The sequence below is a fragment of the Rhizobium sp. FKL33 genome (genome assembly GCF_005222915.1).
In the GTDB taxonomy this organism is placed as follows: Bacteria; Pseudomonadota; Alphaproteobacteria; order Rhizobiales; family Rhizobiaceae; genus Rhizobium_E.
On record NZ_STFX01000060.1, the window covers coordinates 32,101 to 58,684 of the forward strand.

31 protein-coding genes and 1 tRNA gene are annotated in these 26,584 nt (G+C 61.2%); 18 read left to right on the forward strand and 14 right to left on the reverse strand.

Translation table 11 applies throughout. The features are described from left to right. The first annotated feature begins 323 nt into the window (after window positions 1-323). The 4 genes from E8Q41_RS25260 to E8Q41_RS25275 all read left to right on the forward strand — a co-directional run bounded on the left by E8Q41_RS25260 (window position 324) and on the right by E8Q41_RS25275 (window position 3,513). The gene (locus tag E8Q41_RS25260; RefSeq protein ID WP_137158333.1) at window positions 324-1,748 is read left to right on the forward strand and encodes a hypothetical protein; all 1,425 of its coding nucleotides are present in this window, start codon (window positions 324-326) and stop codon (window positions 1,746-1,748) included. A 77-nt stretch (window positions 1,749-1,825) separates the two neighbouring features. After that, window positions 1,826-2,623 carry an ABC transporter permease gene (locus E8Q41_RS25265; protein ID WP_246660323.1) on the forward strand — a complete coding sequence of 266 codons (798 nt, stop codon included), beginning with the start codon at window positions 1,826-1,828 and terminating at the stop codon, window positions 2,621-2,623. After that, window positions 2,620-3,285, forward strand: coding sequence for an ATP-binding cassette domain-containing protein (locus E8Q41_RS25270; protein WP_137158335.1), 666 nt, complete (start codon window positions 2,620-2,622; stop codon window positions 3,283-3,285). The genes E8Q41_RS25265 and E8Q41_RS25270 overlap by 4 nt, the downstream gene beginning before the upstream one ends. Window positions 3,286-3,436: 151 nt before the next feature. Beyond that, window positions 3,437-3,513 (forward strand) — tRNA-Pro (locus E8Q41_RS25275). A gap of 114 nt (window positions 3,514-3,627) precedes the next feature. On the opposite strand, the gene E8Q41_RS25280 is transcribed toward E8Q41_RS25275, so the two are convergent. Continuing rightward, a complete protein-coding gene (locus E8Q41_RS25280; RefSeq protein WP_137158336.1) occupies window positions 3,628-3,927 on the reverse strand; it encodes a hypothetical protein in 300 nt (99 codons plus the stop codon). A 370-nt stretch (window positions 3,928-4,297) separates the two neighbouring features. After that, the gene (locus E8Q41_RS25285) at window positions 4,298-4,984 is read right to left on the reverse strand and encodes a TetR/AcrR family transcriptional regulator (protein ID WP_137158337.1); all 687 of its coding nucleotides are present in this window, start codon (window positions 4,982-4,984) and stop codon (window positions 4,298-4,300) included. A gap of 309 nt (window positions 4,985-5,293) precedes the next feature. Here E8Q41_RS25285 and E8Q41_RS25290 point away from each other — a divergent pair, with 309 nt between their 5' ends. From E8Q41_RS25290 to E8Q41_RS25785, 7 genes are all read left to right on the forward strand, one after another. Next, window positions 5,294-5,986 (forward strand): response regulator, encoded by a 693-nt coding sequence (locus tag E8Q41_RS25290; RefSeq protein ID WP_137158338.1) that lies wholly within the window; start codon window positions 5,294-5,296, stop codon window positions 5,984-5,986. Continuing rightward, entirely contained in the window at window positions 5,986-7,362 is a 1,377-nt protein-coding gene (locus E8Q41_RS25295; protein WP_137158339.1) for a HAMP domain-containing sensor histidine kinase, read from the forward strand. The genes E8Q41_RS25290 and E8Q41_RS25295 overlap by 1 nt, the downstream gene beginning before the upstream one ends. An 82-nt stretch (window positions 7,363-7,444) precedes the next feature. Further along, window positions 7,445-7,855 (forward strand): DUF1236 domain-containing protein, encoded by a 411-nt coding sequence (locus tag E8Q41_RS25300; RefSeq protein WP_137158340.1) that lies wholly within the window; start codon window positions 7,445-7,447, stop codon window positions 7,853-7,855. A gap of 141 nt (window positions 7,856-7,996) precedes the next feature. Then, entirely contained in the window at window positions 7,997-8,278 is a 282-nt protein-coding gene (locus E8Q41_RS25305) for a metal-sensing transcriptional repressor (RefSeq protein WP_137158341.1), read from the forward strand. Window positions 8,279-8,287: 9 nt separating this feature from the next. Next, window positions 8,288-9,487 (forward strand): nickel/cobalt efflux transporter, encoded by a 1,200-nt coding sequence (locus E8Q41_RS25310; protein ID WP_137158342.1) that lies wholly within the window; start codon window positions 8,288-8,290, stop codon window positions 9,485-9,487. 220 nt (window positions 9,488-9,707) lie between these two features. Then, window positions 9,708-11,162: a methyl-accepting chemotaxis protein gene (locus tag E8Q41_RS25315; protein ID WP_137158343.1), complete on the forward strand. Its 1,455-nt coding sequence runs from the start codon at window positions 9,708-9,710 to the stop codon at window positions 11,160-11,162. A 177-nt stretch (window positions 11,163-11,339) separates the two neighbouring features. Beyond that, complete coding sequence (locus E8Q41_RS25785; RefSeq protein WP_205910426.1) at window positions 11,340-11,762, forward strand: hypothetical protein; 423 nt, start codon at window positions 11,340-11,342, stop codon at window positions 11,760-11,762. On the opposite strand, the gene E8Q41_RS25325 is transcribed toward E8Q41_RS25785, so the two are convergent. The 8 genes from E8Q41_RS25325 to E8Q41_RS25360 all read right to left on the reverse strand — a co-directional run bounded on the left by E8Q41_RS25325 (window position 11,759) and on the right by E8Q41_RS25360 (window position 18,964). Next, on the reverse strand, window positions 11,759-12,445 hold the full coding sequence (locus tag E8Q41_RS25325; protein WP_246660322.1) for an NADAR family protein: 687 nt from the start codon (window positions 12,443-12,445) through the stop codon (window positions 11,759-11,761). The genes E8Q41_RS25785 and E8Q41_RS25325 overlap by 4 nt on opposite strands. A 136-nt stretch (window positions 12,446-12,581) precedes the next feature. Continuing rightward, window positions 12,582-13,004 carry a hypothetical protein gene (locus E8Q41_RS25330; RefSeq protein WP_137158344.1) on the reverse strand — a complete coding sequence of 141 codons (423 nt, stop codon included), beginning with the start codon at window positions 13,002-13,004 and terminating at the stop codon, window positions 12,582-12,584. Window positions 13,005-13,242: 238 nt separating this feature from the next. Next, a complete protein-coding gene (locus E8Q41_RS25335; RefSeq protein WP_170976620.1) occupies window positions 13,243-13,539 on the reverse strand; it encodes an XRE family transcriptional regulator in 297 nt (98 codons plus the stop codon). Between the two features lie 664 nt (window positions 13,540-14,203). Continuing rightward, window positions 14,204-14,356, reverse strand: a complete 153-nt coding sequence (locus tag E8Q41_RS25715) for a hypothetical protein (protein WP_170976621.1) — start codon at window positions 14,354-14,356, stop codon at window positions 14,204-14,206. Between the two features lie 366 nt (window positions 14,357-14,722). Continuing rightward, the gene (locus E8Q41_RS25345) at window positions 14,723-15,760 is read right to left on the reverse strand and encodes an HlyD family secretion protein (protein ID WP_137158347.1); all 1,038 of its coding nucleotides are present in this window, start codon (window positions 15,758-15,760) and stop codon (window positions 14,723-14,725) included. Window positions 15,761-15,778: 18 nt separating this feature from the next. Next, the gene (locus tag E8Q41_RS25350) at window positions 15,779-17,383 is read right to left on the reverse strand and encodes an MFS transporter (protein WP_137158348.1); all 1,605 of its coding nucleotides are present in this window, start codon (window positions 17,381-17,383) and stop codon (window positions 15,779-15,781) included. Beyond that, window positions 17,380-17,805, reverse strand: a complete 426-nt coding sequence (locus tag E8Q41_RS25355) for a MarR family transcriptional regulator (RefSeq protein ID WP_137158349.1) — start codon at window positions 17,803-17,805, stop codon at window positions 17,380-17,382. Before E8Q41_RS25355 ends, E8Q41_RS25350 begins: the two co-directional genes overlap by 4 nt. 166 nt (window positions 17,806-17,971) lie before the next feature. Beyond that, entirely contained in the window at window positions 17,972-18,964 is a 993-nt protein-coding gene (locus E8Q41_RS25360; protein ID WP_137158350.1) for a carbon-nitrogen hydrolase family protein, read from the reverse strand. Window positions 18,965-19,208: 244 nt separating this feature from the next. Here E8Q41_RS25360 and E8Q41_RS25365 point away from each other — a divergent pair, with 244 nt between their 5' ends. The 4 genes from E8Q41_RS25365 (at window position 19,209) to E8Q41_RS25380 (ending at window position 20,456) form a co-directional block, all read left to right on the forward strand. Next, window positions 19,209-19,490, forward strand: a complete 282-nt coding sequence (locus E8Q41_RS25365; protein ID WP_137158351.1) for a BrnT family toxin — start codon at window positions 19,209-19,211, stop codon at window positions 19,488-19,490. Beyond that, window positions 19,453-19,731, forward strand: a complete 279-nt coding sequence (locus E8Q41_RS25370) for a helix-turn-helix domain-containing protein (protein WP_137158352.1) — start codon at window positions 19,453-19,455, stop codon at window positions 19,729-19,731. Before E8Q41_RS25365 ends, E8Q41_RS25370 begins: the two co-directional genes overlap by 38 nt. An 81-nt stretch (window positions 19,732-19,812) precedes the next feature. Next, window positions 19,813-20,043 (forward strand): hypothetical protein, encoded by a 231-nt coding sequence (locus E8Q41_RS25375; RefSeq protein WP_137158353.1) that lies wholly within the window; start codon window positions 19,813-19,815, stop codon window positions 20,041-20,043. Next, window positions 20,043-20,456, forward strand: coding sequence for a type II toxin-antitoxin system death-on-curing family toxin (locus E8Q41_RS25380; RefSeq protein WP_137158354.1), 414 nt, complete (start codon window positions 20,043-20,045; stop codon window positions 20,454-20,456). The genes E8Q41_RS25375 and E8Q41_RS25380 overlap by 1 nt, the downstream gene beginning before the upstream one ends. A gap of 10 nt (window positions 20,457-20,466) precedes the next feature. On the opposite strand, the gene E8Q41_RS25385 is transcribed toward E8Q41_RS25380, so the two are convergent. Together E8Q41_RS25385 and E8Q41_RS25390 are read right to left on the reverse strand one after the other, a co-directional pair. Further along, window positions 20,467-20,841 carry a nuclear transport factor 2 family protein gene (locus tag E8Q41_RS25385; RefSeq protein ID WP_137158355.1) on the reverse strand — a complete coding sequence of 125 codons (375 nt, stop codon included), beginning with the start codon at window positions 20,839-20,841 and terminating at the stop codon, window positions 20,467-20,469. Window positions 20,842-20,908: 67 nt separating this feature from the next. Continuing rightward, window positions 20,909-22,489, reverse strand: a complete 1,581-nt coding sequence (locus tag E8Q41_RS25390) for a methyl-accepting chemotaxis protein (RefSeq protein WP_170976622.1) — start codon at window positions 22,487-22,489, stop codon at window positions 20,909-20,911. Window positions 22,490-22,525: 36 nt separating this feature from the next. Between E8Q41_RS25390 and E8Q41_RS25720 the strand changes: the two genes are divergently transcribed. Then, on the forward strand, window positions 22,526-22,696 hold the full coding sequence (locus E8Q41_RS25720; RefSeq protein ID WP_170976623.1) for a hypothetical protein: 171 nt from the start codon (window positions 22,526-22,528) through the stop codon (window positions 22,694-22,696). 281 nt (window positions 22,697-22,977) lie between these two features. Here E8Q41_RS25720 and E8Q41_RS25395 read toward each other — a convergent pair whose 3' ends face one another. Both E8Q41_RS25395 and E8Q41_RS25400 read right to left on the reverse strand, forming a co-directional pair. Beyond that, window positions 22,978-23,487, reverse strand: a complete 510-nt coding sequence (locus E8Q41_RS25395) for a hypothetical protein (protein WP_137158357.1) — start codon at window positions 23,485-23,487, stop codon at window positions 22,978-22,980. Window positions 23,488-23,494: 7 nt separating this feature from the next. Continuing rightward, entirely contained in the window at window positions 23,495-24,256 is a 762-nt protein-coding gene (locus E8Q41_RS25400) for a DeoR/GlpR family DNA-binding transcription regulator (RefSeq protein ID WP_137158358.1), read from the reverse strand. Window positions 24,257-24,619: 363 nt separating this feature from the next. Between E8Q41_RS25400 and fba the strand changes: the two genes are divergently transcribed. Both fba and E8Q41_RS25410 read left to right on the forward strand, forming a co-directional pair. After that, entirely contained in the window at window positions 24,620-25,684 is a 1,065-nt protein-coding gene (gene fba / locus E8Q41_RS25405; protein WP_137158359.1) for a class II fructose-bisphosphate aldolase, read from the forward strand. Window positions 25,685-25,901: 217 nt separating this feature from the next. Beyond that, window positions 25,902-26,516, forward strand: coding sequence for a hypothetical protein (locus E8Q41_RS25410; protein WP_137158360.1), 615 nt, complete (start codon window positions 25,902-25,904; stop codon window positions 26,514-26,516). The last annotated feature ends 68 nt before the right edge of the window (window positions 26,517-26,584 follow it).

Sequence of the window (26,584 nt, forward strand, 5' to 3'; positions counted from 1 at the left end):
GGTGCGCCCTGATCTCATAAGGCGGATGGCCGCGGGTGCAAAGCCTCTACGCGCGCGTTCACCAATGGTAAAGGAGAATTCACCATAGTCGCGGCGCTGATCCGGCGTTCACAACGACGGTCTTGCCTACATTTCCCGCACCATATTGTTGGCGCAAAGGAAATATACTAACCTGCAGCCCTATAGCAGCCCGCCGTCAGGGGCGCCGACGGGCTTTTCATTGGCGTAACTCCGCTGGGATTTTCACCCGATGCTGGTTTGCGCCCCTTGCTTGGCGTCGGCGGGACAGTTGTCCGGTCGGCCGGTATTTTTTGGAATCAGAGATGACAGTTCCGAAGACCACGGACGAGAATGCCGAAACCATCCAGTTTCCGCTCAACAAGGACGAGAAGCGCGAGCAAAGGCTGCGCAAGCGCGCCGAGCGCCAGAAGCAGGCGCAGGAAGCTGGAAGCGGCGCATTCGGCATTGAAACGTTGTCGCAAGGCGCTCCCGTGATTTCGGTGGTCGCCGGCGAGGGTCTGGCTCCGCAGCAGAAGGGGCGCGTTCAGCCGCAACCGGAGGCGGAGACGGAAGAGGAGGAGCATTTCAAGGCGCCGAAGAAGGGCGCGTTCAGCTTCTCATGGACGAATGTGTCGTTTCTGTTGTTCGTGGTCATTCCGGGCGCCTTCTGCGCGCTCTACTTCATGGTGATCGCCAGCCCGCAATATGTGGTGGAATCGCAGTTTTCCGTCCGTGGTTCGAACGCGTCGTCGATGGCGAGCCTGGGGCTCGGCAGCCTGTTCGGAACTTCGGTCCAGTCGAGCGACTCCTATATCGTTTCGAGCTATATCGAGTCGCAGCAGCTGGTGCGCGACGTCCGGGACCAATTGGGCATCGACCTGCGCCAGTATTATTCCGAACCGAATATCGACTTCATGTACCGGATTTCGCCGGACATGCCGCTCGAGAAGTTCACGGAATACTGGCGCGACATGGTCGAAATCAGCTTCAACTCGACCACGGGCAATACGACGCTCTATGTCTACGCCTTTTCGGCGGATGACTCCAAGGCGATCACCGACGCTGTACTGAAGGTTTCGGAGAAGCTGGTGAACTCGCTCAGCGAGAGTTCCCGCAGGCAGATGACGCGTGTCGCCTCGATGCAGGTCGAACGGGCGGAAGCCCGCCTGCAGATGGTCCGCAACGAGATCCGCCGCCTGCGGTCGACCGAGAAGATCATCGACCCCAAGCAATTGTCGCAACTCGATTTCTCGCTGACGCAGAAACTCGAATCCGAACTCCAGGCCGCCAAGACCCGTTTGAACACCGCGCTGCAGAGCGTGTCGAACGATGCGCCTCAGGTGGTTGTGCTCAAGCGCACCATCAAGGGTCTGGAAAACCAGCTGGGCATTCTCAAGGAGAAGATGACGCTTCCGGACGAAGCTGACTCGCCGGAACAGCCGACGAAGGCGGGCCGGGTCAATGAAGAAGGCAATATTCCAGGCGTGCTGACAAAGTTCGAAGACCTGACCGTGCAGCTGGAGTTTTCGACGCAGGCTTACACGACGGCGCTGGCCGCCTTCGAAACCTCGCTCACGGAAGCGCAGAAGCAAGATCGCTATTTCGCGGTGTTCGTTTCGCCAGTCCGGCCGGAAATCTCGCTCTATCCGCAGCGCCTTCTGGATTCGTTCATATCGCTGCTCGTGTTGATGGCCGTCTGGCTGATTGCACAGTTCTTCTACCGGTCCTTCAAGGACCATGCGATCTGATTGTCCCGAACAACGCCTGGTGAGACTTGCCGAACGCGATGAACGCATCCCCGCGACACCAAAATGTATCCGTGTTGATGGGCGCGCAGAACAATCTGCGCGTCATCGTCGGCCTTATATTCCGCGAGGCGGCCAATCGGTTCGGCGCGTCGCCGCTTGCCTATGCCTGGACCATCGTGGAACCGGCGGTCCTCGTGGGCATCCTGTTGCTGGCGCGCCTGTATTTCAAAAACATGAACCCCGCCTTCGGCGAAAGCTCGGTCATGTTTCTGCTGACCGGCATCGTCGCCTTCCGGGCGGTCCGCGCCGTGATCAACAATGGCGGCAGAGCGATCCTGGCCAATCGGAACCTGTTTGAATTCGGTCTGGTGAAGCCGCTGGACACGGTGATTGCGCGCTGCGTTGTCGAATTCGTGATCTGGATCGTGATCCTCACCGTGTTCTTCACATCAGTTGCGCGAATTCTCCAAACGGAGATCATCACGGATTTCCAGGGCTTCGTGCTCTCCATGTTGCTCATCCTCTTTTTCTGCCTCTCCATGGCGATGTTCAACGCCACAGTCGGCGCTCTGGTGCCGATCTGGCGCAGTTTGTGGAAAATGATGTCGATGCCGCTGATGATGACGTCGGGCGTCATCTTCGTGCCGGCCAGCATGCCGCCGGAGTTCCTGCAGATCATCATCTGGAATCCATTCCTCCACTGTGTGGAAGGGCTGCGCTCGCATTCCTATCTCGATTATATCTCGGTCTACTCGCCCTACTATCTCCTTGGCTTTTCGACAGTTTTACTTTTGTTCTCGCTGGCGATGGAGCGGCTGTTTCGCAAGGAAATCATCCGCGCGAGAGGCGATGACGATGAAGACGAGTTCATATGATTGCGTTTGAAAATGCCGGCAAAGCCTATCGCGACCGCCGCAACCGCATCCAGTGGGTGTTTCGGAACCTGAACGCGACTTTCCCTGACCGGAAAAACCACGCGATTCTGGCGCCCAGGGGCCAGGGCAAGACGACGCTCATGAATACGATCAGCGGCAACGACACTGTGTCGGAGGGCGAGATCCGCCGTTGGGGGCGGGTTTCCTATGCGATGGATTTTCGCGCCCATCTGTCGCAGAGACTCACGGGCCGACAGAATCTCCGTTTTCTGGCCGACGTGTACGGCGTCAATTTCTCGGATGCCCTCGAATTCTGCAGCGCCTTTTCCGAAATGGGCCGGCAAATCGATCTGCCTCTGAGAAGCCTGTCGAACCAAGCGCGCGGGCGGTTTTCGGCCAGCGCGCTCCTGTCTCTCGGCTTCAGCCACATCCTGATCGACGACGCGATCAATGTCGGCGACGTGAAATTTCGCAAGAAATGCATCAACTATCTCATGGACAATGCCGGGCGCCTGACCGTGCTGATCGCCACGAGCGACGCGGACTATGCGGCGCGAATGTGCAATTCGGCGAGCGTTCTCCATCAGGGAAGCCTGGCCTTCTTCGACAATTTCAGCGATGCCGCCCAGGCCTTCGCCGAGATCAACAAAATCTATGTCTGAGTTGAAATTCACGCTTCCGGATGATCGGCGTTTGGCCAATTGACCATAGTTTTCAAAAGGATCACTTGGATTCCCAATTCCTTGAACTTTTTTTGACAAAATGACTTGCGGAAACAAAAGGGGCGGTCTATACGACCCTCAACTTGAGTTACGGAGTGTAGCGCAGCCTGGTAGCGCACCTCGTTCGGGACGAGGGGGTCGCAAGTTCGAATCTTGCCACTCCGACCAAGTTCTAGCTTCCCGACATGCCATCCCTTAGAATTTGTTGATCGATGGTCAGCGCGCTGTCGCAAGCGACGGCAATAGTGCTGGCGGCTTTTGGTCATGCGCCATACAGGCGCGTCAGCCGTTCGAGCGAAGGCTTTCGCTGCTGGAGCCCGCGCCGGGATTGGCGGCAATGCGGCGGTCCATGCCGACCTTTTCACCGCGCTTGCCGCGGAAGACAAGCTGCATCAGCGGGGCAAGAAACAAGAGCGGCCAGATGAAACAGACCGCAAGCCCGAGGATGCGCCAGACGTCCCATTGCGCACGCGCCGCATAGCCTTCGAACAGGGTTTTCAACACGCAGCCGGACGCGACCGCGCCATAAGCAAGGGCCGCGAGGATGATCAGGATCATCTGGGCAGGTTCGTTTGCAATCATCCGGTCCCCCAAGCATCCTATCCCTTGTTGTCGTCGGGTGCTCAACAAGGCTTTATCGAACAACTAACGACGCTACTCAAAATCTGAAACAGCGTCGATAAATCGCTCGTGAGAGACCTAACCGAAGTTCTCAAGAAGAACCTCCCCCAAATGGGTGAGTTGCGGACGGAAATAGGTCCGATCGGCGCGATTTCCGCTGCCAGGGATCGTCCGGGCGCCGCCGGATGATCACTGGCGTCGCAACTCCGCAGGCGCAAAAAAATCCCGCGCGCGACAGCGGCGGGATTTGTTGATGCTCAGGGGCCCATGGAGCACTCTCCGGGCGATCATGTCACTCCGGTCGCTTGCAGCAGGAAGAGCAATCGGCGCCTCAGCGGACGCCGTTGACAAAATACTGAATGCACGTGCGCGTGAAGGCGCGGCCGGAGGCGCCGGTGCGCTGCTCGTTCGCCGAAGCGCCGAAAATCATGTCCATCAGCATATAGGCGGCGGCCTGGGGATTGGTCGCGCTCAGCAGGCCTGCGGCGCTCCAACGCTCAAACCAGTCTGACAACTGACGACGGGCGCGATCGATGCAATCCTCGCGCAGCGCTTCGCCGATTTCCGGGGAAAGCGCCGCATCCTGACGGGCCTGCCTAAGGAAGTTCTGGCGCTTCAGGTCCGTATCTTCATCGACCTCGACGCGGAAGATCGAGATCAGCGCGCGCTCCACGGTGTCGCCGGGTTCGACGTCGTCGAAATCGAACAGCTGGGCGTTCATCAGGCCAATGATGGCGCGGAACAGGTGAACCTTGCTCGGGAAAAGCCGGTAGAGCGTGCGTTTGGAGACGCGGCATGCCGACGACACATCATCCATCCGCATCGCGATATAGCCATGGCGCAGGTAGATTTCAGCGGCCCGTTCTACAATGATGTCACGCTGCTCTTCATCGGTGCGGACCTTCGGCCGGCCGCGCCCTCGCCGCGGCGGCGTTACTTCGTCGCCGTCTACAGCAACGCCTGCCAGCATGCGGTCCAAATTCGCCGGGGCGGCATGGAAATATGTCTCGAACGTCAAAATCGGGCTCCTATCTTTTTTAGGAAGCCGACCCCGAAGCGCGACCGGCCATCTCAGGCAGATCTTGCTTGCGGCGGCTCCGCTGTCGCGTCATGCTCACCCCTTGACCACAGGTTGCCTTCCGACAGATGCGCCCGGCGACCTCCACCCCTAGAGGTCTTGCATTTCGCTGCCCAATCGCGCATCTTTCGGCAAGGCGTCATCCTGGCCCGTTTCGACATTAGCGCGCCCTGCGTTAAGTGCGGTTAAGGTAGTGTAAAGTTAGGTAAAATCGCTGGCAAAGACCACTTGAGGGTGTATCCCGAACGCATGGCCAAGGTTTTACTCATAGACGACGACGTCGAACTGACTTCGCTTCTCACCGAATACCTGGTCGAGGAAGGCTTCGATGCGCGCGCGGTGCATGACGGCCGGCTCGGCGTGGATGAAAGCCTTTCCAACCAGTTCGACATCATCGTCCTCGACATCATGATGCCGCGCATGAACGGCATCGAGGTGCTGCAGCGCATTCGCCGCACCAGCGACGTGCCCGTGCTGATGCTGACGGCGCGAGGCGACAATGTCGATCGCATCACCGGACTCAATCTCGGCGCCGACGACTATGTGCCAAAGCCATGCTCGCCGGACGAGCTCGTCGCGCGGCTGCGCGCCATCCTCCGCCGCTCGCGCCGGCAGAATCTCGGCGAGACCGGGGCGCGGCTGGTGGAAGCGGGTGCGTTGGTGCTGAATATCGGCGCCCGCAGCGCCGAATGGCAGGGACGGCAGCTCGACCTGACCGGAGCCGAATACAGCATTCTCGAAGTGCTTGCCCGCAACGCCGGTCAACTCGTGTCCAAGCAGGACATGGCCAAGCGCGTGTTCGGCCAGCCGCTCGCGCCCTTCGACCGGCGCATCGACGTGCATGTCAGTTCGATCCGCCAGAAACTGGGGATCACCGAGACTGGACAGTCGTGGATCCGCACGGTGCGCGGCCAGGGCTACCAACTGGTGACGGACGCCTGATGGGTCGCACCTTCTGGCATTCGTTTCTGACCATCTGGCTGACCATGGCCGGCGCCATCGCCATCATCGCCGCCGCCAACGCCTATTTGCAGGTGCTGCCGCCGAAGGACGGCTTCCTCGACAGCCGCGAATATTTTACGATCGAAGCGCTGAGCGGCTATCTTCGCCGGGACGAAATCGACGGCGCACGCGCCTATGCCGCCATGCTGGCGACGCTGACGCCGCCGATCATTGCTCGGGTCAAGCCTGCGCCGCTGACCGATATGGTCGATTGCGAAAGTGGTCATGATCATTCCGCCTTCGGCGCCGGCCCGCCGCCGGCGCAGGATCACCCTTTCGGGAGCCGGAAGACCGAATGGCCGCCGCGTCTCCCGGTGCGCCCGGACAAGGATGGCGTCGTCAGGCTGGACGAACGCGGCCAGCTCGCCTGCTATCACATCGAAATCGTCAAGGATCGGGTGTCCTATTTCGACCGTTACGCGCCGGCCGTCCTGCCGATCCTCGCCGGCTTGATGGCGAGCGTGATCTCGTCCTTCCTGCTGGCGAGCTATCTCGTCTCGCCGATCATGAAGATACGCAGCGGGCTGAAGACACTCGCCGGCGGCGACTTCCGCGTGCGGATCGGTGGAAAACTCGGCCGCCGCCGCGACGAACTCGCCACGCTCGGCAAGGATTTCGACGTCACCGCCGCCAAGCTCGAAGAATTGGACGCGGCGCAAAAACGGCTGTTTCACGACGTGTCGCATGAATTGCGTTCGCCGCTCTCGCGCCTGCAGGCCGCCGTCGGCCTGCTGCGCAAAAACCCGGCCCGGCTCGAAGACCTGCTGCCGCGAATGGAGAGGGAAATCAAGCGCCAGGACGGGCTGGTCGAAGAAATCCTGACGCTCGCGCGGCTCGGCCCCAACACCGCCGCTTCGCTGGAACGGGAGAGGATCGACGTCCTCGATCTCGTCGCTGCGATCATCGACGACGCCGCCTTCGAGGCGCAAGCCAAGGGCGTGGCGATGGATTATTCCGGCGTCCAGAGCTTCGTGACGCGGGTGAATGGCGAACTCATCTATCGCGCCATCGAGAATGTCGCGCGCAATGCCGTCAAATACTCCCCGCCCGCCAGCCGGATCATCATCGCCGCCACTGTCGCGGCCGATGGTCAGACGCTCGAGCTCGCCATTCGCAACCCCGGGCCGACCGTGTCGAAAGAGGATGTCGAGAAGATCTTCCGCCCCTTCACCCGGCTACAGGAAAGCGAGTCCGGCTATGGGCTCGGCCTGGCCATTACAAGGCGGGCGATCGAGGCGCATGGCGGCTCCGTGGAGGCGTCCGCCAATGCGGCAGGCGGGCTGACAGTGACCATCATCATTCCCCGACTGGACTGAGACCCGGCATTTCCTTGCGGAACCGAACGCGCGAAAGCCGCGTTAGGGCTGCATCGAGCAATCGATCAAAAAGGAGATTGTCATGAAACTCAAGCTGTTGACCGCCGGCTGCCTGGCGCTGGCCACCCTCGCTTCCGCCCCGGCTTACGCCGATGACGACAATGACGGCGCGCTGACCGGCGCAGCCGGCGGCGGCGCCACGGGCGCGATCGTCGGCGGCCCTGTCGGCGCTGTCGTTGGCGGCGCCGTGGGCCTCGCCGCCGGCGCCGTGCTCGATCCCCCGTCCGAACGCGTGGTGACCTATGTGCAGGAACAGCCGATCCCCGAACAGCGCGTGGTGGTGGAGCAGCCGATCGTGGTCGGCGAGCCCCTGCCCGCAGACGTGGCGCTGACGCCGATCCCGGGCGACGAGGCCTATGCCTATACCGTGGTCAACGAACGCCGCGTGATCGTCGATCCCCGCACCCACACCGTGGTGAGAGTGATCGAATAACATCGGGCTCCCTCGCCCCGACCTCCAGTCGAAGTCCTTGCGAATCCCCGCTTCGCAAGGGCTTTTTCTTGTCCGACATTTTGCTGCGAAAAGGCCCGAGACTGGATTGCCCTATCCTCTCCCTGGGGATAGGATCATGAGATGAGCGAACATCATCATCCTCACGACAGCCATCCCGAGATCGTCAAGCGGCTGAAGCGGGCCGAAGGGCATTTGCGCGGCGTCATCGCCATGATCGAGGGCGGACGGTCCTGTCTCGACATCGCCCAGCAATTGCAGGCGGTCGAAAAGGCCGTGGCCAGCGCCAAGCGGACGCTGATCGAAGATCATCTCGACCATTGCCTCGACAGCGCCGCGGGCAGGCTCTCCCCTGACGACCGCAAGACCATCGACGAGTTCAAAGCCATCGCCAGATATCTCTGAGGAGCGCCCATGCCCGGTTTCGACGCGTTGTTGCAGCAAGGCTCGGCGCATGCCTGGCTGTTCATTCCGAGCGCCATCCTGCTCGGCGCGCTGCACGGGCTGGAGCCCGGCCATTCCAAGACGATGATGGCCGCCTTCATCGTGGCGGTGCGCGGCACCGTGCTGCAAGCCGCGCTGCTGGGGCTGGCGGCGACGCTGTCGCATACGGCGGTGGTGTGGGGCATCGCGCTCGCCGGCATGACGCTGTGGCAAGGCCTCGACGCCGAGGCGATCGAGCCCTATTTCCAGCTCGCCTCGGGCCTCGCGATCATCGCCATTGCGCTGTGGATGGTCTGGCGGGTGCGGCGGGACCATCAGTTGGGCCGGGAGGCGGCGGGGCACGGGCATTCCCATGCACATCATCATGGGGATCATCGCCATCATCATCCGCATTCCCATGGTCATGACCATGTCCATTCCGTCCCCGCGCCCGATGTCAGGCGGATCGACACCGGCTATGGCGCCGTGGCGCTCGAACTCCATGAAGGCGACGGACGGGCGGTGTGGCGGCTCAGGACGGAAAGCGGGCCGCGCTGGTCGGCCTATGACGTGAAGCTGACCACCGAGCGGCCGGACGGCGCGCTCAGGGTGTTCGTGTTCACCGAACGCGGCGACTTCCTGCAATCGGTCGATGCGGTGGAGGAGCCGCATGAGTTCATGGCGCGGCTGACGCTCCGCCATGGCGGCCATAGCCATGCCTATGACCTCGCTTTTCTGGAGCCGGAGGGAGACGACCGGCTGCATGCCGAAATGCGCGGTTTGGCGCGCGCCACCGACGGCTATCAGGACGCCCATGAACTGGCGCATGCCAACGATGTCCGCAAACGCTTCGCCGACGGCCGCGCCACGACCGGGCAGATCGTGCTGTTCGGGCTGACGGGCGGGCTGATCCCCTGCCCGGCCGCCATCACCGTGCTGCTTCTCTGCCTGCAGCTCAAGGAGTTCTCGCTGGGCTTCACGCTGGTCCTATGCTTTTCGATTGGGCTGGCGCTGACGCTGGTCTCGGTCGGCGCGCTCGCCGCGCTGAGTATCCGGCAGGCCGGCAAGCGCTGGAGCGGCTTCAGCACAATCGCGGCCCGCGCGCCGTATCTTTCGAGCCTGCTGATCCTGGCGGTCGGGATCTACACCTGCCTGCATGGCTGGCAGGGGATCGCCCTAGCGGGCCCATGACCCGCCCGGGCGCGGCGCCCGAAACCTGGGGTCGCGCCGTGCTGATTTTCACTTTAGCAATATATAATCACCCCGCCACGCGACGACGAGGAAACTAATTTATATTTTACTGATACTTAGGCGCTTAGTGTGAAGTTAAACAGCATCGTGAACCTGCATTTATTCACCCGATATTAAACCTATACTGCGATAGGTATTCCCATTTTACAGAGGGAAAACCATGCATTCGATCGGCAATGATATTCAGCCCTGGTCCGGCGAAAAGCGTCGCACGGGCGAAGAGCTTTTCTCCATTCTGGACAAGCATATCCGCGAGGTCAGCACGAAATGCTACAAGCATTTCGATCCCTCGACGACGGTGCTCGCCGAAGATGTGGTGGCGCGCGAGCGGGTGAAATTTCGCCATCTCTGCGAAGGCAATTTCAATGCGGATTATTTCTCCGCGCAGGCGCCGGTGATCCGCTCGATCGCCGAAAAGACCGGCTTCACCAATTTCATCGTCAAGGCGGCGTCGATCTATGCGGCGGAATGGTCGCTCGTGGTGCTCAAGGAAACGACGTTTTCGCCGCGCAAGCGCGAGGCCTATCTGCGCAGCATCATGGAATCGATCTTCACCGACATTGCCACGGCCGTGCATGTGCTGATGGCGGATCAGGAGACCGAGACCAGCCGGCAGCGCGCCCAGTTCGAACAGGCCCGCGCGGCCGACGCCGAGGCCGATTCTTTGGCGATGAAGACGCTGGGCGATGCGCTGAACGCGCTCGCCGCCGGCGACCTCTCGGCCCGCATCACTGAGGCGCTGCCCGAAAAGAACGAAGGCGCGCGGCGTGACTTCAACCGCGCCACCGACGCGCTCAACGAGGCCATGAAGAAGATCGCCCACACGGTGGGCGAGCTCAGCCAGGGCATGGACGAGGTGACCGGCGCGAGCACGGAGCTGTCGCGCCGCACCGAACAGCAGGCGCAGGCGCTGGAAGAGACTGCGGCGGCGCTGCATGAACTGACCACCACCGTCAGCCGCACCTCCCAGGGCGCGGCCGCCGCCAATCGCGTCGCGTCCTCGACGCGCGAGGAAGTGAGCCGCACCGGCGACATCATGCATCAGGCGGAGACCGCCATGGGCCGCATCGCCCAGAGTTCGCAGGAAATCTCCCGCATCGTCTCCGTGATCGACGAAATCGCCTTCCAGACCAATCTTCTCGCGCTGAACGCGGGCGTGGAAGCCGCCCGCGCCGGCGACGCCGGCAAAGGCTTTGCCGTGGTGGCCTCGGAAGTGCGGGCGCTCGCCCAGCGCTCGGCGGAAGCCGCCAAGGAGATCCGCAGCCTGATCGCCACCAGCTCCGACCAGGTGAAGCACGGCGTGGCGTTGGTGGAAAGCACCAGCCAGACGCTGAGCGGCATCGTCAAGAAGGTCGCCGAGATCGACGAAGTGATCGCCGCGATCGCCGCCTCCGCACGCGAACAGGCCGCCGGCATCCAGGACATCAACAGCGCCGTGACCGACATGGACCGCGTGACCCAGCAGAACGCCGCCATGGTGGAAGAAACCAACGTCGCCACCGCCACGATGCAGGCCCGCTCCCGCGAACTGGCGGACCTGGTGGGCGCCTTCCGGCTGAGCGGCGCAGTCAGCGCGGCGGGGGAGTACAGAGCGGAGATGCGCACCGCGGCGTGAAGCGGGGGCGATTTCGCCGCCGAGCGTAGGCCCGTCGCCGGGAACGGCGGCGGGCTTGGGGCAAACGTATTCTTGTCGACGGTCAGATTGCGCTCCGCGAAATTCACTGGCAAATTTGTGGGATGTTTTCCGTCCTTGTTGCAGTGATAGCGGCCGGTCGAAATGGAAAGACATGTCATGCGCCTGAAATTTAGTCTCCTCAAGCGCCGACCTCTTCTCCGCTCAACGATCCTCGGCATTGGGGTGGCTATGGGGATTTGCCGTGTTTCACCGGCCTCGGCCTCTGACAAGATTGACGACAAGGCAAAGATCAACGACTTGCCGGCGGAGATGCAGGGAAGCTGGATCGGAGTGGACGATGACAGCTACACCGTCTCGATCCAAGGCTCGCGCATCGAGGTGATGGGAACATCCGTCGTCTACGATAGCTGGCGGCTCATTCGTGAAGACGGCGCAATGACGGTGGAATTGCACGTCAATAACCCCGCCGAAGAAGACGATTTTCAACGACGCAACATCACCGGGCTGGTGATCAGCCCGGAGGGTGAGTTCTTCGTCTACAACGTCAAATATTCCATGGCGCTCAGGCGGCAGGACTAAGCGGGGGTTGCAGGCGGCGCAAGGCGCTTGCGGACTTTCATCAGCGCGAAGCCCAGCAGATTCTCGTCGCGCCAGAGCAGCGGGTTTTGCGCATCCGGATGGTCGGCGGCCAGCCCGATGCCCCAGATGCGATCGACCGGGCTCGCCTCCACGAGGATCTGCTCGCCGGTGGCGATGAGAAAGGCCGCAAGCTCGGCATTCTGCGCGAATTTGTGAACATTGCCCTCTTCCACGATCCCGGCCTTCTCGCGGTCCCAGAGATCAGGATCAAATCCCCTCGCCTCCCTGCCGAGTTGCTTGACCTCCTGCGGGCTCAAAGCCGAAAGGATCTTCGCCGCCGTCTCATGATCCCCGAACAGCCGCGCCTTATGCGCCATCATCCAGTGTTCGGCGGTGGGATAGCGAAGACCCGATACCTCGAAGACGGCGGGCCACCATTGGCTGAGACAGGACGCGCCGATGCGGCCATCGTTCCGGGGGCGATGGCCCCAGAACATTAGAAATTCGAGCGGCGTTCCGGCTTGATAGGCGCGCTCGAGAGCGGTGCGGTCGGTGAACATGGGGTGGTTAGAGGTGTTTTGGGTGATGATGTCAACGAGGGGGATCGGGACGACGCTGGCTATGCCGGGGTAAGCCTTGAGATTAGCCGCCTCCTGCTGGGTGATGGACGGCCGCTCCAACACGCCACGATGGCTTGGCCGACTTCGATTCTCGTAAAAGTTGATAGCAATGCAAGAGGCGATGGACGAGGGAGATGCTAGACACGGTAGATTTAAGAATGGAAAGTACAAAACGTGTGTTATCAACAGACGTCGATCATCACTTCTTTACCGAGCCCAGCCCCAATTCTTCAGCAATGAAATTAACTTGTCTGCCGAGCTCATCATATTGCTCGCCTTCCGCCTCCAAAGCATCCAGCAGGCGAAACCTCAGATCGTCCTCATCCGCCAAAACATCCATGAAATGGCCATTCGATTTTCCTGAGCAAATCGTGAATTCTTCCGATTCTTCGAACGCACTAGCAATACGCAACAACAATCCTTGAATACTTGCATTTGCGAAACGCCTCGCAAACTCAATTTTATCCATCTCCGAATAATATTTTTGAGTCGCGATACTGGCTTCGCTTTTCCCATACTGAACATCGAAGATATCCCGATCAATTTCTTTACACGAAGCAGAAAAGACCGCACCAATAAGCTTCCAAAGTTTCTCTTTTTTTACGTCCAAATTTTCTTCCATCCCCGCCATCCTCAACTGAAATTTCTTATGGCATCCTCGACCATGTCACAAAATCTGGATAACTGGTCCGCACGAAACCCAATCCGTGAGCGCCGACGCCAGCGAAGAATGGAGACCATCTCTTTGTTGAGCTGCCGTCAAATCGGGCGAAATTGATCCAAAGGACAAGTCCGATACAATTTGAGTTGTTTGTCAATCTTGTGTCAACCGTCAGGGATTGGAACTGGCGTCGATCTTGCTACGCCGCGTCCCGCACCTGGATCTCGATATCGAGCCGGGCGGCGGCGGCGATGTTGACGAGGGCGTCGAGCAAAAATTTCGCGAGCTTGCCGCGCAAGAGATCATTGGCGCGCGGACGGGTGAGGCCGAGGCGTTTGGCGGCCTCTTCCTGCGGGAGATCCCATTTCAGAACCGCCTTGCGGATTTCATAGAGCAGCGCCGAGCGCGCCCTGAGATTGGCGGCTTCCTCGGGGGTGTCGGAGAGGGCGTCCCAGACGCTACGATCAGCTTCCGTTGTCAACGCTGTGTCTTCCATTCCAATTCCAATGTTTGGGCGGAATCTCGCGCCAAGCCGCTCCGTATCGAAGCCGCCAGAGTATTCCGATGATGACAGCTCGGGTCTGCTCGGGACGCCTGTCTCGCCCACGGTTCTCAGGTTCGATTAGCAGCAAAACCCTCAAAATCCACAACTCTGCTTCGGTGTGATCGCCCCGGCTCAAGCCCGTCGCCAAAAGCAACGTTGAATTAACTGATTGGGACGGCGTCAATCATGCAGATTCAATGGGTGTAGATTTGCGCCAAGAGCCACCGCTTCCGTGATACGTTTCTGCGCTTAACTCGAAATTTTGCGAGCATTTGGGGCAACGAAACCGATAAAGTAAAAGATCGTCGAGCGGGCCGTTAGCGGTTAAATCGGAAAACGCTGTCCTACCCTTCATAGGACCAGCATCTATTTCTTCAATATCACCGTCAGTTAACGCCTGCCGCACTATTCTGACTACCGAAAACAGCTCATAGGGCGTCCTGATGCGCACGAGCTCGTCAAGATTTTCACACTGGGAACATGTCATAAGGCGATAATAGCACGTCATACGACCCTCGCAAATTTGTCTACGCCGCCTAACCAAACTTGTCGTCGGTCATGCCGACACCTGTGTCCTTTTCCTTGAGGAGAAGTCCGAAGTAGCGCCTCAGCCTGCCTAATCTTCTTCCTCGACCCAGAAGATGAACGCTTGCTCTGCGTCATAGCCAATCAATCCGCAATCGAATGTGGCTGCGGTCAGCGGCGTCCAGCTTGACAATGCAGCGGGATCCCACAATCCGTTGCCAAAGAACGCAGCGTCGTCCGCCAAGTCACCGATTGCCTCAGTTGCTGCGTCAACCTCAGATCTTGCCGGACACGGCCTGTCGTAAGCCAGACTCGTGGATGCCGCGACAGCGAGAACATGCGCGGCTTGTCGCCGGTTCAAGCGCACCATGCCGCCAGTTGCGAAAGGGTCGTCCAGTGATGTGGGATAACCGACCTTCGCCGCGATCAACCTCGGTAATTCGGCTTCAGGACAATCCGGTCGGCCGCCTACCCACCACCGGGCGGCTCTTTGATGGGAGAACCGATTGAGGGTGCTTCTGAGACTTTGCATGAAGACTGTAGAGCCCAGGCCAGAGGCGATGGCAAGGTCGGAAATCTCCGACCGGGGTTGGCGCGCGGCGGGCCCCCCTCACCCCGCCGTATCCACGCTCACCTCCACCGAAAGCCCCGGCGCGAGCCTTTCCGCCGCCGGCTGACCTTCATCGATGGCGATGCGGACGGGGAGGCGTTGGGTGACTTTGGTGAAATTGCCGGTGGCGTTGTCGGATTTGATGACGGCGAATTCGCTGCCGGTCGCGGGCGAGAAGCTCTCAATGCGACCGGTGAAGCGCTGGCCTTTGAGGAGATCGGCGGTGAAGGTCACAGGCATGCCGATACGCATGGCGGCGACCTGGGTCTCCTTGAAATTGGCGGAGATCCAGATGCGGTCGGGGACCACCGACATCAGCTGCGTGCCGGTGGTGACATAGGCGCCGATACGGGCGGAGACTTCGCCGAGGCGGCCGTCCGAGGGGGTGCGGATCACGGTGTTGGCGAGGTCGATGCGGGCGAGTTCGAGCGCGGCGCGGGCGCCCTCGATCGCCGCCTCATATTGCTTGCGCGACACCGTGATCGACACCAGCGCCTGTTGGGCGACATCGGCGTCGGCGCGGGCGGAGACGAGGCTGGCGCGGGCGGCTTCGAGCGCGCTTTCGCTCTGTTCGAGCGCAGTCTGGGAAATGGCGTTCTGGCGGGCGAGCGAGAGGTTGCGGTCGTAAGTCGCCTGGGCGGTCTCCAACCCGACATTGGCGCTGTCGACCTTGGCCTCGGCGGCCTTGAGCTTGGCGTCGTCGGAGGCGCGCTCCTGTTCGAGCGTGGCGAGTTGCGCCTGGTCGGCGGCGAGCGTCGCTTCGGCCTGGCGGACCTTCTGCACATAGATGCGGTCGTCGATCTTCAGCACCACATCGCCTTTCTTCACCCGCTGGTAATCGGTGACCGGGGCCTGCAGCACATAGCCAGACACCTGCGGCGCCAGGAACGTCACCTGGCCGCGCACATAGGCGTTGTCGGTGGTCTCGACCGAGGTGGTGAAGGGCGGCAATTGCCAGACATAGAGGATCAGGAGCACGCCGGCGATGCCGGCGAGGATGGCGAGAAGGCTGGCGATGGCGCGGACGAGACGGGACATGAGCGTGGTTCCAGAGATTTATGCGGCGGCGGCGGGACGGACGAAGACCGCCCGCCAGGCAGTGTGGACAATGAGGGCAATGAGCGCCAGCGCGCAGATGGCGGCGATGGCGAGGAAGAGATCGTTATAGGCCAGCACCCAGGCTTCGCGGGTCGCCTGCTGGGCGAGCAATTGCTGGCCCTCGGCCGTGAGCAGCGCCTTGTCGGTGAGCACCTTGGCGTAGGACTGGCCGAGCTGGGTGACGCGGGCCGCCACCAGAGGATCGGTGCGCGCCAGGCTCGCCACGAGATCGACCGAGTGAACCTTTTCGCGGATGGTCGCAAATGTGCTGAACAGCGCCGAGCCGAACAGGCCGCCCATGGTCTGGGTAAAGATGAACACCATGATGAAGCTGGTGATGTAATTCGGCCCTTTCTTGAGCGCGCCGATGAAACCGGCCGACATGGCCGGCGGCAGGAAAAGGCCGCCGCCCGCCGCAATCAACGCCTGGCTGATGAGGATGTTTTCCGGGCGGGTAAGATTGGTGGCGGAGGCGTCCATCCAGGCGCCGGTTCCGATCATCACCAGCGCAACGGCATGGATGAGGGGTTCGCGCCCCGGCTTGAGGATCAGCGTGCAAAAGGCGGACGCGCCGACAGAAGCGATGAGAATGACGGTCCAGAGCGTGGTGAGCTGATAGGGCGCGAGCCCCAATTGCGTGAGCAGCGCCAGCGCGCCGGAAGCCTGTTCCGACAGCGCGACGCGGAACAGCAGGAGCACGCCGAGGAAATGCAGCATGGGCGGCGAGGTGAGCCAGGCGATATCGAGCAGCGGCTCCTTGCGGTTGAGCTCGATAACAACGGTCATGGCGACGCCCGCCGCCGCGACGGCGAGCAGCACGCCGATCCAGGGCGCTTCCAGCCACCAGTAATAGCGGCCGAGCGTGAGCGCCACGGCAAGGCAGCCGAGGCCCGTGGCGAGAAAACCATAGCTGATGAGATCGATCAGCCGGATTGTCATGGTGCGCGGCACGGGGCCGAGCGGCACTTTGTAGACCAGCGTGAAGGCGATCAGCGCCATCGCCACTTCAAGCAGATAGAGCGCATGCCAACCGCCGATATCGAGCAGCGCCGGCGAGATGATGCGGGCGAGCGGCGCGGCCAGCGCCTGATTGGCGAGCGCCAGCGACAGGCCCACCGTCATCTTCCGCGCCGGCGCGAACGGTTCGAGCATGTAGAGAAAGCCGAGCGAGGACAAAGCCGCCCCGGCCGCGCCGGCAAAGAAACGCAGGATCAGCGCCGAGCGGAAATCATCGACGAAGAGATGCACCGCCGAGACGGCGAGGAAGACGACGATGGCGATTTCGGCGAAATTCCTCAGCCCGAACTGGTTGCGCACCTTGATGAGGATGATCGAGAGGCTGACATTGGGGATGTAATAGGCCGCCAAAAGCCAGGCGGATTCATTGGTGGTGACGCCGAATTCGCCCTGGATCTGGGTGATGTTGGCGGCGATGAAGTTCAGCCCGAAGCCCTGGGCGAGGCCGAGCGCCACAGCCGTCAGCACATAGGCAAGGAACGGCCTGGGCGTATGGATGATCCGCGACGCCGACGGCGCCTGCGCTGTCACGGCGGCCTCGCTCATGCCAGCGCCTCGACATTTTTCGACATCATAACAATGACCCGTTCGAAGGCGGCGACATCCTCCGGCGCGAGCCCTTCCTGCAGGCGTGCGCGAAACGCCTGCGCCAGCGCCTCGACCTCGGCGGATTGGCGGCGGCCTTCCTCGGTCAGCCGCACCCGCTTGACGCGGCGGTCGCCGGGATCGCTTTCGCGGAAAAGATAGCCCTGCGCCTCGAGACCATCGAGCATGCGCACCAAAGTGGGCCCTTCGACCTCGATCTCCTGGGCGATGACATTCTGCGGCAGGCCCTCGGATGCGGCGCCCAACAGCCGCAGCAGCCGCCCGCGCGCCAGCGTTATTCCGCGGGCGCGGGCGTGATGGTCAAACACCTTGCGGACCTTGCGGGTCAGCAGGTTCATCTGGTCATAGAGCGACTGCGACATAGTTTCGGCCTTTTCGATAGCGTGCTACCATTTAGTCTGCTATCGAATTTTGTAAAGGGTGGCGGCAAGTTTTTTGCTGGAGTCGGTAACTGTTTGCCGCGAAGAAAGTTCGGCCCGACCGCGACACGCGACCGGACCGAGGAACAGTTGCATCGATTGTTGCGGATCAGAACCGGGTGCGGACGCCGCTGCGCGGATCATCGGCGGGATGCGCCGCCGCATAGAGATCGGCGCGCGCCTTTCTGCGCCAGGGCCGCGCCGGGTGATCGGGGTCGCGGGTGATGTCGGCCACCGCGAGATCCGGCTCGCCCGTCTTTCCGCACAGCGCCGCCCATCGCCCATCCGGCCCGGCGAGACCGGCGGGCGCGCCGGGGCTTTGCGGCGCATGCGCGCTGTAGCTCACCCAGAAGGAATTGCTGGCGGCGTGGCCAAGCGCCTCGGCGGCGAAGGGCGGCGCGGTGTCGGGGATCTCGCCCGTGGTGGAGAACAGCACGGCGTCGACCGCCTGCGCCTCGTACGCCATGAACAGTTCGGGGTAATGCGTCTCCATGCCCATGGCGAGGCCCAGGCGAAGTCCGTCGACCGTAAAGACCTGCGGCGCGCCTCCCGGGGAATACATGAAGGACAGCTTGGTGTGGGACAGCATGCGCTCGTCATAGCGGGTGACCAGCCGGCCCTTGTCGGAGATCACATAGAGGCTGTTATGCGGCCGATGCGGCGGGGTGAGCCGATGCGGCGCGCCTAGCACGGTGGAAAGGCCGAGTTCGGCTGATAAGGCGGCGATGGCGCGGAGTTCCGAGGCGATCACATCGAATCGGCAGCGGCTCCAGTCGGACGGGCCGATGTCGCGGCGACCGAGCGAGGACATCACACGCTTGTTGGGCGCGACCAACGCGCCTTCGGGGAAATGCGCGAGCCGCGCGCCCTCGCCTTTCGCCCGCCGCATCAGCGCGCGGATCTCTTCGCCGCCTGTCCTGAGCGCCTGTTCATCGCTGGGATCGTCGCGATAGCCGGTCTGGCAGACGGCAATGCGCAGGGCCGTCTTTTGCTGTTCATCGGGTTCGGGGGCGCGCAGATGGCGGAGCGCCGCCATATAACTTTCGCCGGTTTTCGCCGCACGGGCGCGCACAAGGCGCTTGAAGCGTCTGTTGTCGGTCATGATTGGGCCTTTCGACGCCAGACGCGCATTCCCCGGCAACCGCATCCGGCAGACCAAACCACGGAGGATGAACCCGAGAAAACTCCCTTTGCCTTCGCGCAAGGGCCATGCCGGGGATGGCCTCAGAAGGTGAGGCGCGGGCCGCGCCGGTGAGCAAGGTGCGACGGCGGGGACGATTCGTCAATCGTGGGTTAGTCATTGGAACTTGGTCTTGCGCATCTACGGAAATCCAGTACTATGAGTCATGACCGACAACAGATTTGATCCCGAAAAAGACGCGGCAAATCGAAAGAAGCATGGTGTTGGCCTGAGCTTCGGCGCGCTGATGTTCGAGGACGAAGCACATCTCGTGCTGCCATCGATCCGGGAAATCGATGGCGAAGAGCGTTTCAAGGTGATTGGGCTTGTTGGACAGAAGATGTTTACCGGGGTCTTTGTATGGCGTCATGGTCGGCCCCGCTTCATATCCGTGAGAAGGAACAATTCCGGTGAAGAAAAAACCTATCGCGCTGATGGCGGCGCCTGACGACGACGAGGATTTCGACGTCAGCGCCGAAGCGCTGGAGCGTGGACAACGCGCCCGCATCATCCGCAGGACGCGCTCGGATCTCGGACTGACGCAGGCGGAATTCGCCGCGCGCTTTCGCGTGCCCGTCGGCACGCTGAGAGACTGGGAGCAGGCCCGCGCCACGCCGCCCGATTTCGCGCTGGCTTATGTGACGGTGATCGCACGGTTTCCCGAGATGGTGACGGAGGCGTTGGGGTGAGCATTGACGCATGAGACAGGTCAGCGACAAAAGCTGGTAATTCTGCATTCATCCGCTATATTCAACCCATAGGAGCGTGAGATGTCAGAAACGCACAAAACAAAAGATCGCACCATCGGCGTCGTTGGAGAGCACGATCCCCATTCGCTGGAGCGGTCCGTTGCTGTCAACAAGACGGAAGCAGGACACGTGACCAAGACGCGTGACGCTTCGCGCACCGTTTCGCCAGCGCAGGAAGACATCGATCCCAGAGCGTTCGCCAAAGCCTTGTTGGTGAGCGACAAGGAGATCATGGATTATCTGGCTCGCTGATGGTGGAGCCGCGCTGGATCACGGCTGAGCAAGTCGTGGAACTGAATGCGGCTATTTTGGAAGGCTCGGAGGAGCTGCATTTCCTGAGAGATCGAGGCGCCCTGGAGTCGGCGGTGGCCAGGCCACGGAATCGATTTATCTATGAAGGCGACAGATCGGTATCGGGTCTTACAGCGGATCTCGTTTTTGGCGTCGGCAAGGCTCATGCCTTCGAACAAGGAAATAAGCGCACCGCCTGGGCGGCAGGACGCTTTTTCGCGAGGCTAAACGGCTTCGATGTTTCGGTCGGCGATGTGCCGGCGCAAATCCAACTTGCTCAGATCATCGAGACGAGTATCACATCCGATGGAGACGGCGCGCGTCTCCGCGATGCGCTGGAAGCCCGCCTGAGGCCTGTCGGGACCTCGCGTTGAGCCCAAACTCTCACCCCTCCCCGTCCAACCTTTTCTCGCCCATCTTGAACCAGGCGTTGGCGATCAGTCCGTCGCGGATCTCGTAGATCGCCACCACGTCCACCTCGCCGCGACCCTCCTCGAAATTGCGCGTGACGATCTCGTGATCGACGACGAGATCGCCCAGCGCGATGCGGGAGACGAGCCGGCCGTGCAGATCGGGCTCGAGGAAGCGCTCGACATGGCGGGCGCGGATCTCCGCCGCGCCGCGGGCGAGAAGGGTCGCGGGAAAGGCGTAGTAGCCGCAGTCTTCCGCCCAAAACCGCATGAAGGCGTCGATGTCGCGGGCGTTATAGGCGTCGAGTTGCCCTTGCACACAGATCTCGACAGCGGCGGGAAAATTCATGGCGTTTCATGCTCCGGAGTCCGGCCGAATTGCCGGACGGGGACCCTCGGGCAAAGAGACCGACGCGTCAAGCCGCACGGCTCTGGATATGGCCCGCCCGGCCCGCATCCGGCTGGGTCTTGAACCAGGCAAGGAGCCTGTTCAGCACCACCGCCTCCTCTGCCAGCCTGCTTGTGGCTGCGGCGGTTTCCTCGACCATGGCGGCGTTCTTCTGGGTTGTCTGGTCCATGTCGCCGATCGCGGCGTTGACCTGGGCGAGGCCGGACGCCTGTTCGCCGGCCGAGGCTGCGATGGCGCTGATCTGGCTGTTGATGTCGACCACCTGGGCGCGGATCGCCTCGAGCGCCTCGCCGGCGCGCGTCACGAGCCCCACGCCCTGATCGACTTCGTTGCGGGAGCGGATGATCAGATCCTTGATGCCCTTGGCGGCGCCGGCCGAGCGCTGGGCCAATTCGCGAACTTCCTGCGCGACCACGGCGAAACCCTTGCCGGCCTCTCCGGCGCGGGCCGCCTCGACGCCTGCATTCAGCGCGAGAAGATTGGTCTGGAAGGCGATCTCGTCGATGACGTTGATGATGGAGCTGATCTCGCCCGAGGCGCTTTCGATCCGCGCCATCGCCGTCACGGCGCTGCGGACGACCTCGCTCGATTGATCGGCGCCGCCGAGCGCAGATGCGACGAGCTTTGAGACATCGGCCGAGCGGCGTGTAGACTGGCCGACGCCGACGGTGATTTCCTCGAGGGCGGCCGCAGTTTGCTCGATCGCCGCCGCCTGCCGTTCGGTGCGCATCGCCAGATCGCCCGAGGCGATGCGGAGTTCGCCGGAGCCGGATTCGATCAAGTCGATGGCGGATCGGACCTCGCTCATGAGTTCGCGGAGCCGCGCCATGGCGGCGTTGACATTGGCCTGCAAGTCGGAAAACACGCCGCAGTACTGCCCCTGCATCACCGCCGTCAGATCGCCTTCGGCAAGGGCGGCGACCACGCGACTGGTTTCCGCCGTGCCTCTCTCGACCGATCCGACGAGATCGTCCACGCTTTCGGCGAAGCGCGCGAGATCGGCGTCGTCATAGCGCCGGCCGATGCGGGCGCTGAAATCCCCGCCGGCGGCCGAGGCGACGACCGCGGCGACCCGCGCCTGAAGATCGGCGTTTTCGAGACGAAGCGAGGCTTCGCGGGCATTGAGGTCGCGCACCGCCAGCGCATTGCGCCGGAACACCTGCACCGCCCGGGCCATCTGGCCGATTTCGTCACGTTTGTCGGCAAAGGGAATGTCGCGATCGAGATCGCCCTCGGCGAGCGCCGTCATGCAGCCGGTGATCCCGACGATCGGTCTGGCGATGGCGCGCCGGCCGATGACGGCAAGGCCGATCATGAGCAAAATCAACACCGCAGAATTGCCCATCGCGATGAAAAACATATAACTGGCAATTTTTTGACGCGCGAGACCAGCCTCTTTCGAAGCCGACTTGGCGGTTTCCACGGCGTCATCGACCCGCTTGGCGAGATCATCGCGGAGCGGGACGAGTTCCTCCAAGCGGTCATGCGAGCGATTGCCGCCAGCGGCTACATCGGCCCATTTGTCATGTAAACGCTGGAGATCAAGGTCAAGAGCGGCGGCGCGCTGGCGGTCAGCGTCCAAAGCCATGTCCGCTTGCGCCAGTCCCAAATATTTGCGCGCAGAATGAAGCCGCTTTTCAAGATAAGCCCGGGCGTCGGCACGTTCCTTTTCAGTCTCAGCCAGCAACAAACGCTGGCCACCGATTTCGATGCCGCGCAACGACGCCTTCATGTCAAGGATATTGCGGGCAATCCCAGCTTCACGATCACCATCAGCGACCGCGCGGTCCATTGAGGCTGCGAAGATTGACTGCACCAGATTGGTGAGAACAATGATTGCGACGCAGACGGCCGAAAGAAGCGCAAGGCGAGCGCCAATACCCAAATTTCGCAAATTCATTTAAAGCATATCCTTACATTAGAAATCTACACATAATAGATTTACACTCTCACTCAATTGATGATTGTATATTTTCGTTAATTATATGTAATTACCGCAAACACTCGCAATAAAATCCACAAAGACACACATTTTCCAAATTCGCGCCGATGGAAAATGAGCATAGGGAACCGCCATCAGAAGCCGGTTACCCAAAATACATGCCCCAGTCTTATCGGCTGAATGCTGAAACCTTCACGCCAGCGGCGGAACCCCGGCTGGTCCAAACGGCTTCGGACGGCTTGCCGCGCAAGCTCGACCGCTGAATAGACGCCGATGCCCTTGTGGTTTTCGCAGCCCCACTCATCAAGATAGCGATGCTCGACCAGCCAAAGGCCATCCGGGCTGAAGGCGACATCGGCGGTGAGCGCGACAGGGGCGCCGCACGGTTCGTCCCGCTCCTGCATCGGCTCGGCGCCCATCATCGTGACGAAGCCTTCCTCCCAGGCGCCCGCGCCGTCAACCGGGTTCGCGCCGAAGAAGAAGTCCTTCGGATGGTCCCTGAAACCGGGCTTGGTCCTGATGTCGCGGAGCACGCGCCTCGCCTCTTCGCGCGTTCGGAAATAGCCGATCAGGCGATAGTGCTCGCAAAAACTCTGATCCTCGACTTCATGCGCCACCGACCAGATCCGATGTAATTTACGCATATCGCGCTCACCCCGCCACACTCACCCACGCCCCGCTTTCCGTGATCACCCGCGCCCTCTCCGGCTCCAGCGCCCCGCCGGTCAACACCCCCGCGAAAGCGGAGAGAGGGGTGAAGAGATGCAGCGCGCGCTTGTCGAACTTGCCGCGATCGACGAGCAGGAAGCTGCGCTCGGCGCTTTGCATCATCGCCCGCTTGGTGACCACGACCTCCTGTTCCTGATGGAAGGCGGCGGCGCCCTGGATGGCGGAGGCGGTGAGGAAGGCGATGTCGGCGGAGAGCGAGGCGAGCGCCGCATCGGTGACCAGGCCGAAAAAGCCGTTGAACTTCTTGGAATACTGGCCGCCGAGCGCGATGAGGTTGACGCCCGTCTCGCCCGCGAGCGCAGAGATCACGCCGAGATTGTTGGTGATGACGGTGAGCGGCTTGAGATCGAGGAGATGGGCGGCGACGCGGCCGGAGGTGGAGCCGTCATCGAGGATCACCGTCTGGCCGGGCTCGATCAGACCGGCTGCGGCGCGGGCGATGCGCTCCTTCTCCTCGGCGGCCACTTTCTGCCGGTAGCGGTAATCGCTTTCGAAACGGGCGGAGGATTGCACGGTGGCGCCGCCGCGCACCTTGCGCAGGAAGCCGCTCTGTTCGAGCTCGTCGAGATCGCGGTGGATAGTCATCTTGGACACGGCGAAACGAAGCGCCAGATCATCGACGCTCGCCTGCCCCTCGGCGAGCAGCCATTGCATGATGCCGTCGCGGCGATCGTCCGATTTCATGCGCGCCCCTTCTCTTGTCCGCCTCCGGTTTTGGCCGATCGGCGGGCGGCTGGCAAGGGCTGGGAACAGGACGCGGCGCCGGAACGTTTCCTCGAACTATGAGGCACGTACGGCAAAGACCAGACGGGGATTTATAAAATCGATTTAAATATTTTATCCCGTCCGGGCAGGAAGAGCGGAATGACGGAGGACTGATTTCATTTCAAAATTTCAAATTGTTTCCGGTCTTGACTTTCATTTTCCGAGATTGCACCTAGGCGGAGACTTAAATGTTTAATTCCATTTAAAACGTTTGAAATAGCAAATGTCAGGGATGGGACTAGACTTCAACACCGCCGACACAGGGAAACAGGAGGATAACACGTGGCGCGCATCACGCTCAGACAGCTTCTCGATCACGCAGCCGAATACAGCTATGGCGTCCCCGCCTTCAATATCAACAATATGGAGCAGGGACTGGCCATCCTGGAAGCGGCGGAAGCGACCCGCTCGCCGGTGATCCTGCAGGCGAGCCGCGGCGCGCGCGCCTACGCCAATGACGTGGTGCTGGCGAAACTGATCGACGCGCTCGTGCAGATCCATCCCGACATCCCCATCTGCATGCATCTCGACCATGGCAACAACGAAGCCACCTGCGTCACCGCCATCCAGCACGGCTTCACGTCGGTGATGATGGACGGCTCGCTTCTCGAAGACGGCAAGAGCGCCGCCGATTACGATTACAATGCCGGCATCACCCGCCGCGTGGTGGACATGGCCCATTGGGGCGGCGTCTCGGTGGAAGGCGAAATCGGCGTGCTCGGCTCGCTGGAGCATGGCGGCGGCGAACAGGAAGACGGCCACGGCATCGAGGGCGAAATCTCCCACGACCAGCTGCTCACCGACCCGGAACAGGCGGCGCAATTCGTGCGCGACACGCAGGTGGATGCGCTGGCGGTGGCCATGGGCACCAGCCACGGCGCCTATAAATTCACCCGCAAGCCCGATGGCGACGTGCTCGCCATGCATGTGATCGAGGCGATCCACAAAAAGCTTCCCGACACGCATCTGGTCATGCACGGCTCCTCCTCCGTGCCGGAAGAACTGCAGGAGATCATCAACCGCTATGGCGGCGAGATGAAGCCGACCTGGGGCGTGCCGGTCGAGGAAATCCAGCGCGGCATCAAGCATGGGGTGCGCAAGATCAACATCGACACCGACAACCGCATGGCCATGACCGGCGCAATCCGCAAGGTGCTGACCGAAAACCCGAGCGAATTCGACCCGCGCAAATATCTGGCGCCCGCCATGGCGGCGATGAAGAAGCTCTGTATCGACCGTTTCGAAGCCTTCGGCACGGCGGGACACGCCGACAAGATCAAGCCGATCGGGCTTTCGGAGATGGCCAAGCGGTATAAGAGCGGCAGTTTGGCGCCCAAGATAGGATAAGGGATTTCCGGAATTGGGACGTAGAGCCGGGGGCCGGGGGCCCCCGTTTTTTTGTGGGCTTATGGTCCCACACGAAATGCCGCCGACGGCATGAACTGCCGGCTCGATTTGCACCGAGACAGCAACGCTCCGCATCCGGACACTGTGTTGCACATTACATAGCCTAAGGCGCGTCTGACCTAGAGTGTGTTTCGAAAGCGAACGACGGAGGGTCTTCATGTCCATCGGCATCTTAAAATTCGGCAACAACTACAATTTCAAAGCCACCAACGTCGTCTTGTTCAAGGGGGAGACCCGCGACACGCTTCGCAATTTGGACAAGGTCTCGATACGCTATAATACGCGCCCCCATTTTCCGAATTATCCGGCGATGAAGGCGCTGTACAAATGGCGCGCCGTCTTCGGCTACCGGTTGGGCGGCTTGTTGCGCCGCGCTGTCGTCAAATTCTCCGAGATTGGGCGCCATACCGTCAATGCGAAGAATTATTACACCGCTCTGAAGAACGCCAGGGCGGAGGCCCGGAAACCCGAACCCGAGCTGGACCTTAAGAAGCTTACGACGATGGATGAAAACAGGCCTACTCAAGCAAGGCAGCTGCGCGAAGTCAAAGTAAGGCCTGACCTCATCAAGACCAGCGCCAAGGAAACCAAAAAAGGAGAATATCTGCGACTGTACTCCACCCGAGACGTAATTTTGGCAAAAAAAAGCAAAAAACAGCGATCCACTAGGGACTGTAAAGTATCTGAAATATCAAAAGTGGCACGAAATTTCCGCAGGGGACCATCAGATAGCCGCATCCAAGGATTATTCGTTAAGAAAACTAGGCAGTAGACTCATAACGCCTTTATCCAGATGCGAGTAGCAATGAGTTTGACGGCGGCGAGGAAATTGGCCGGATT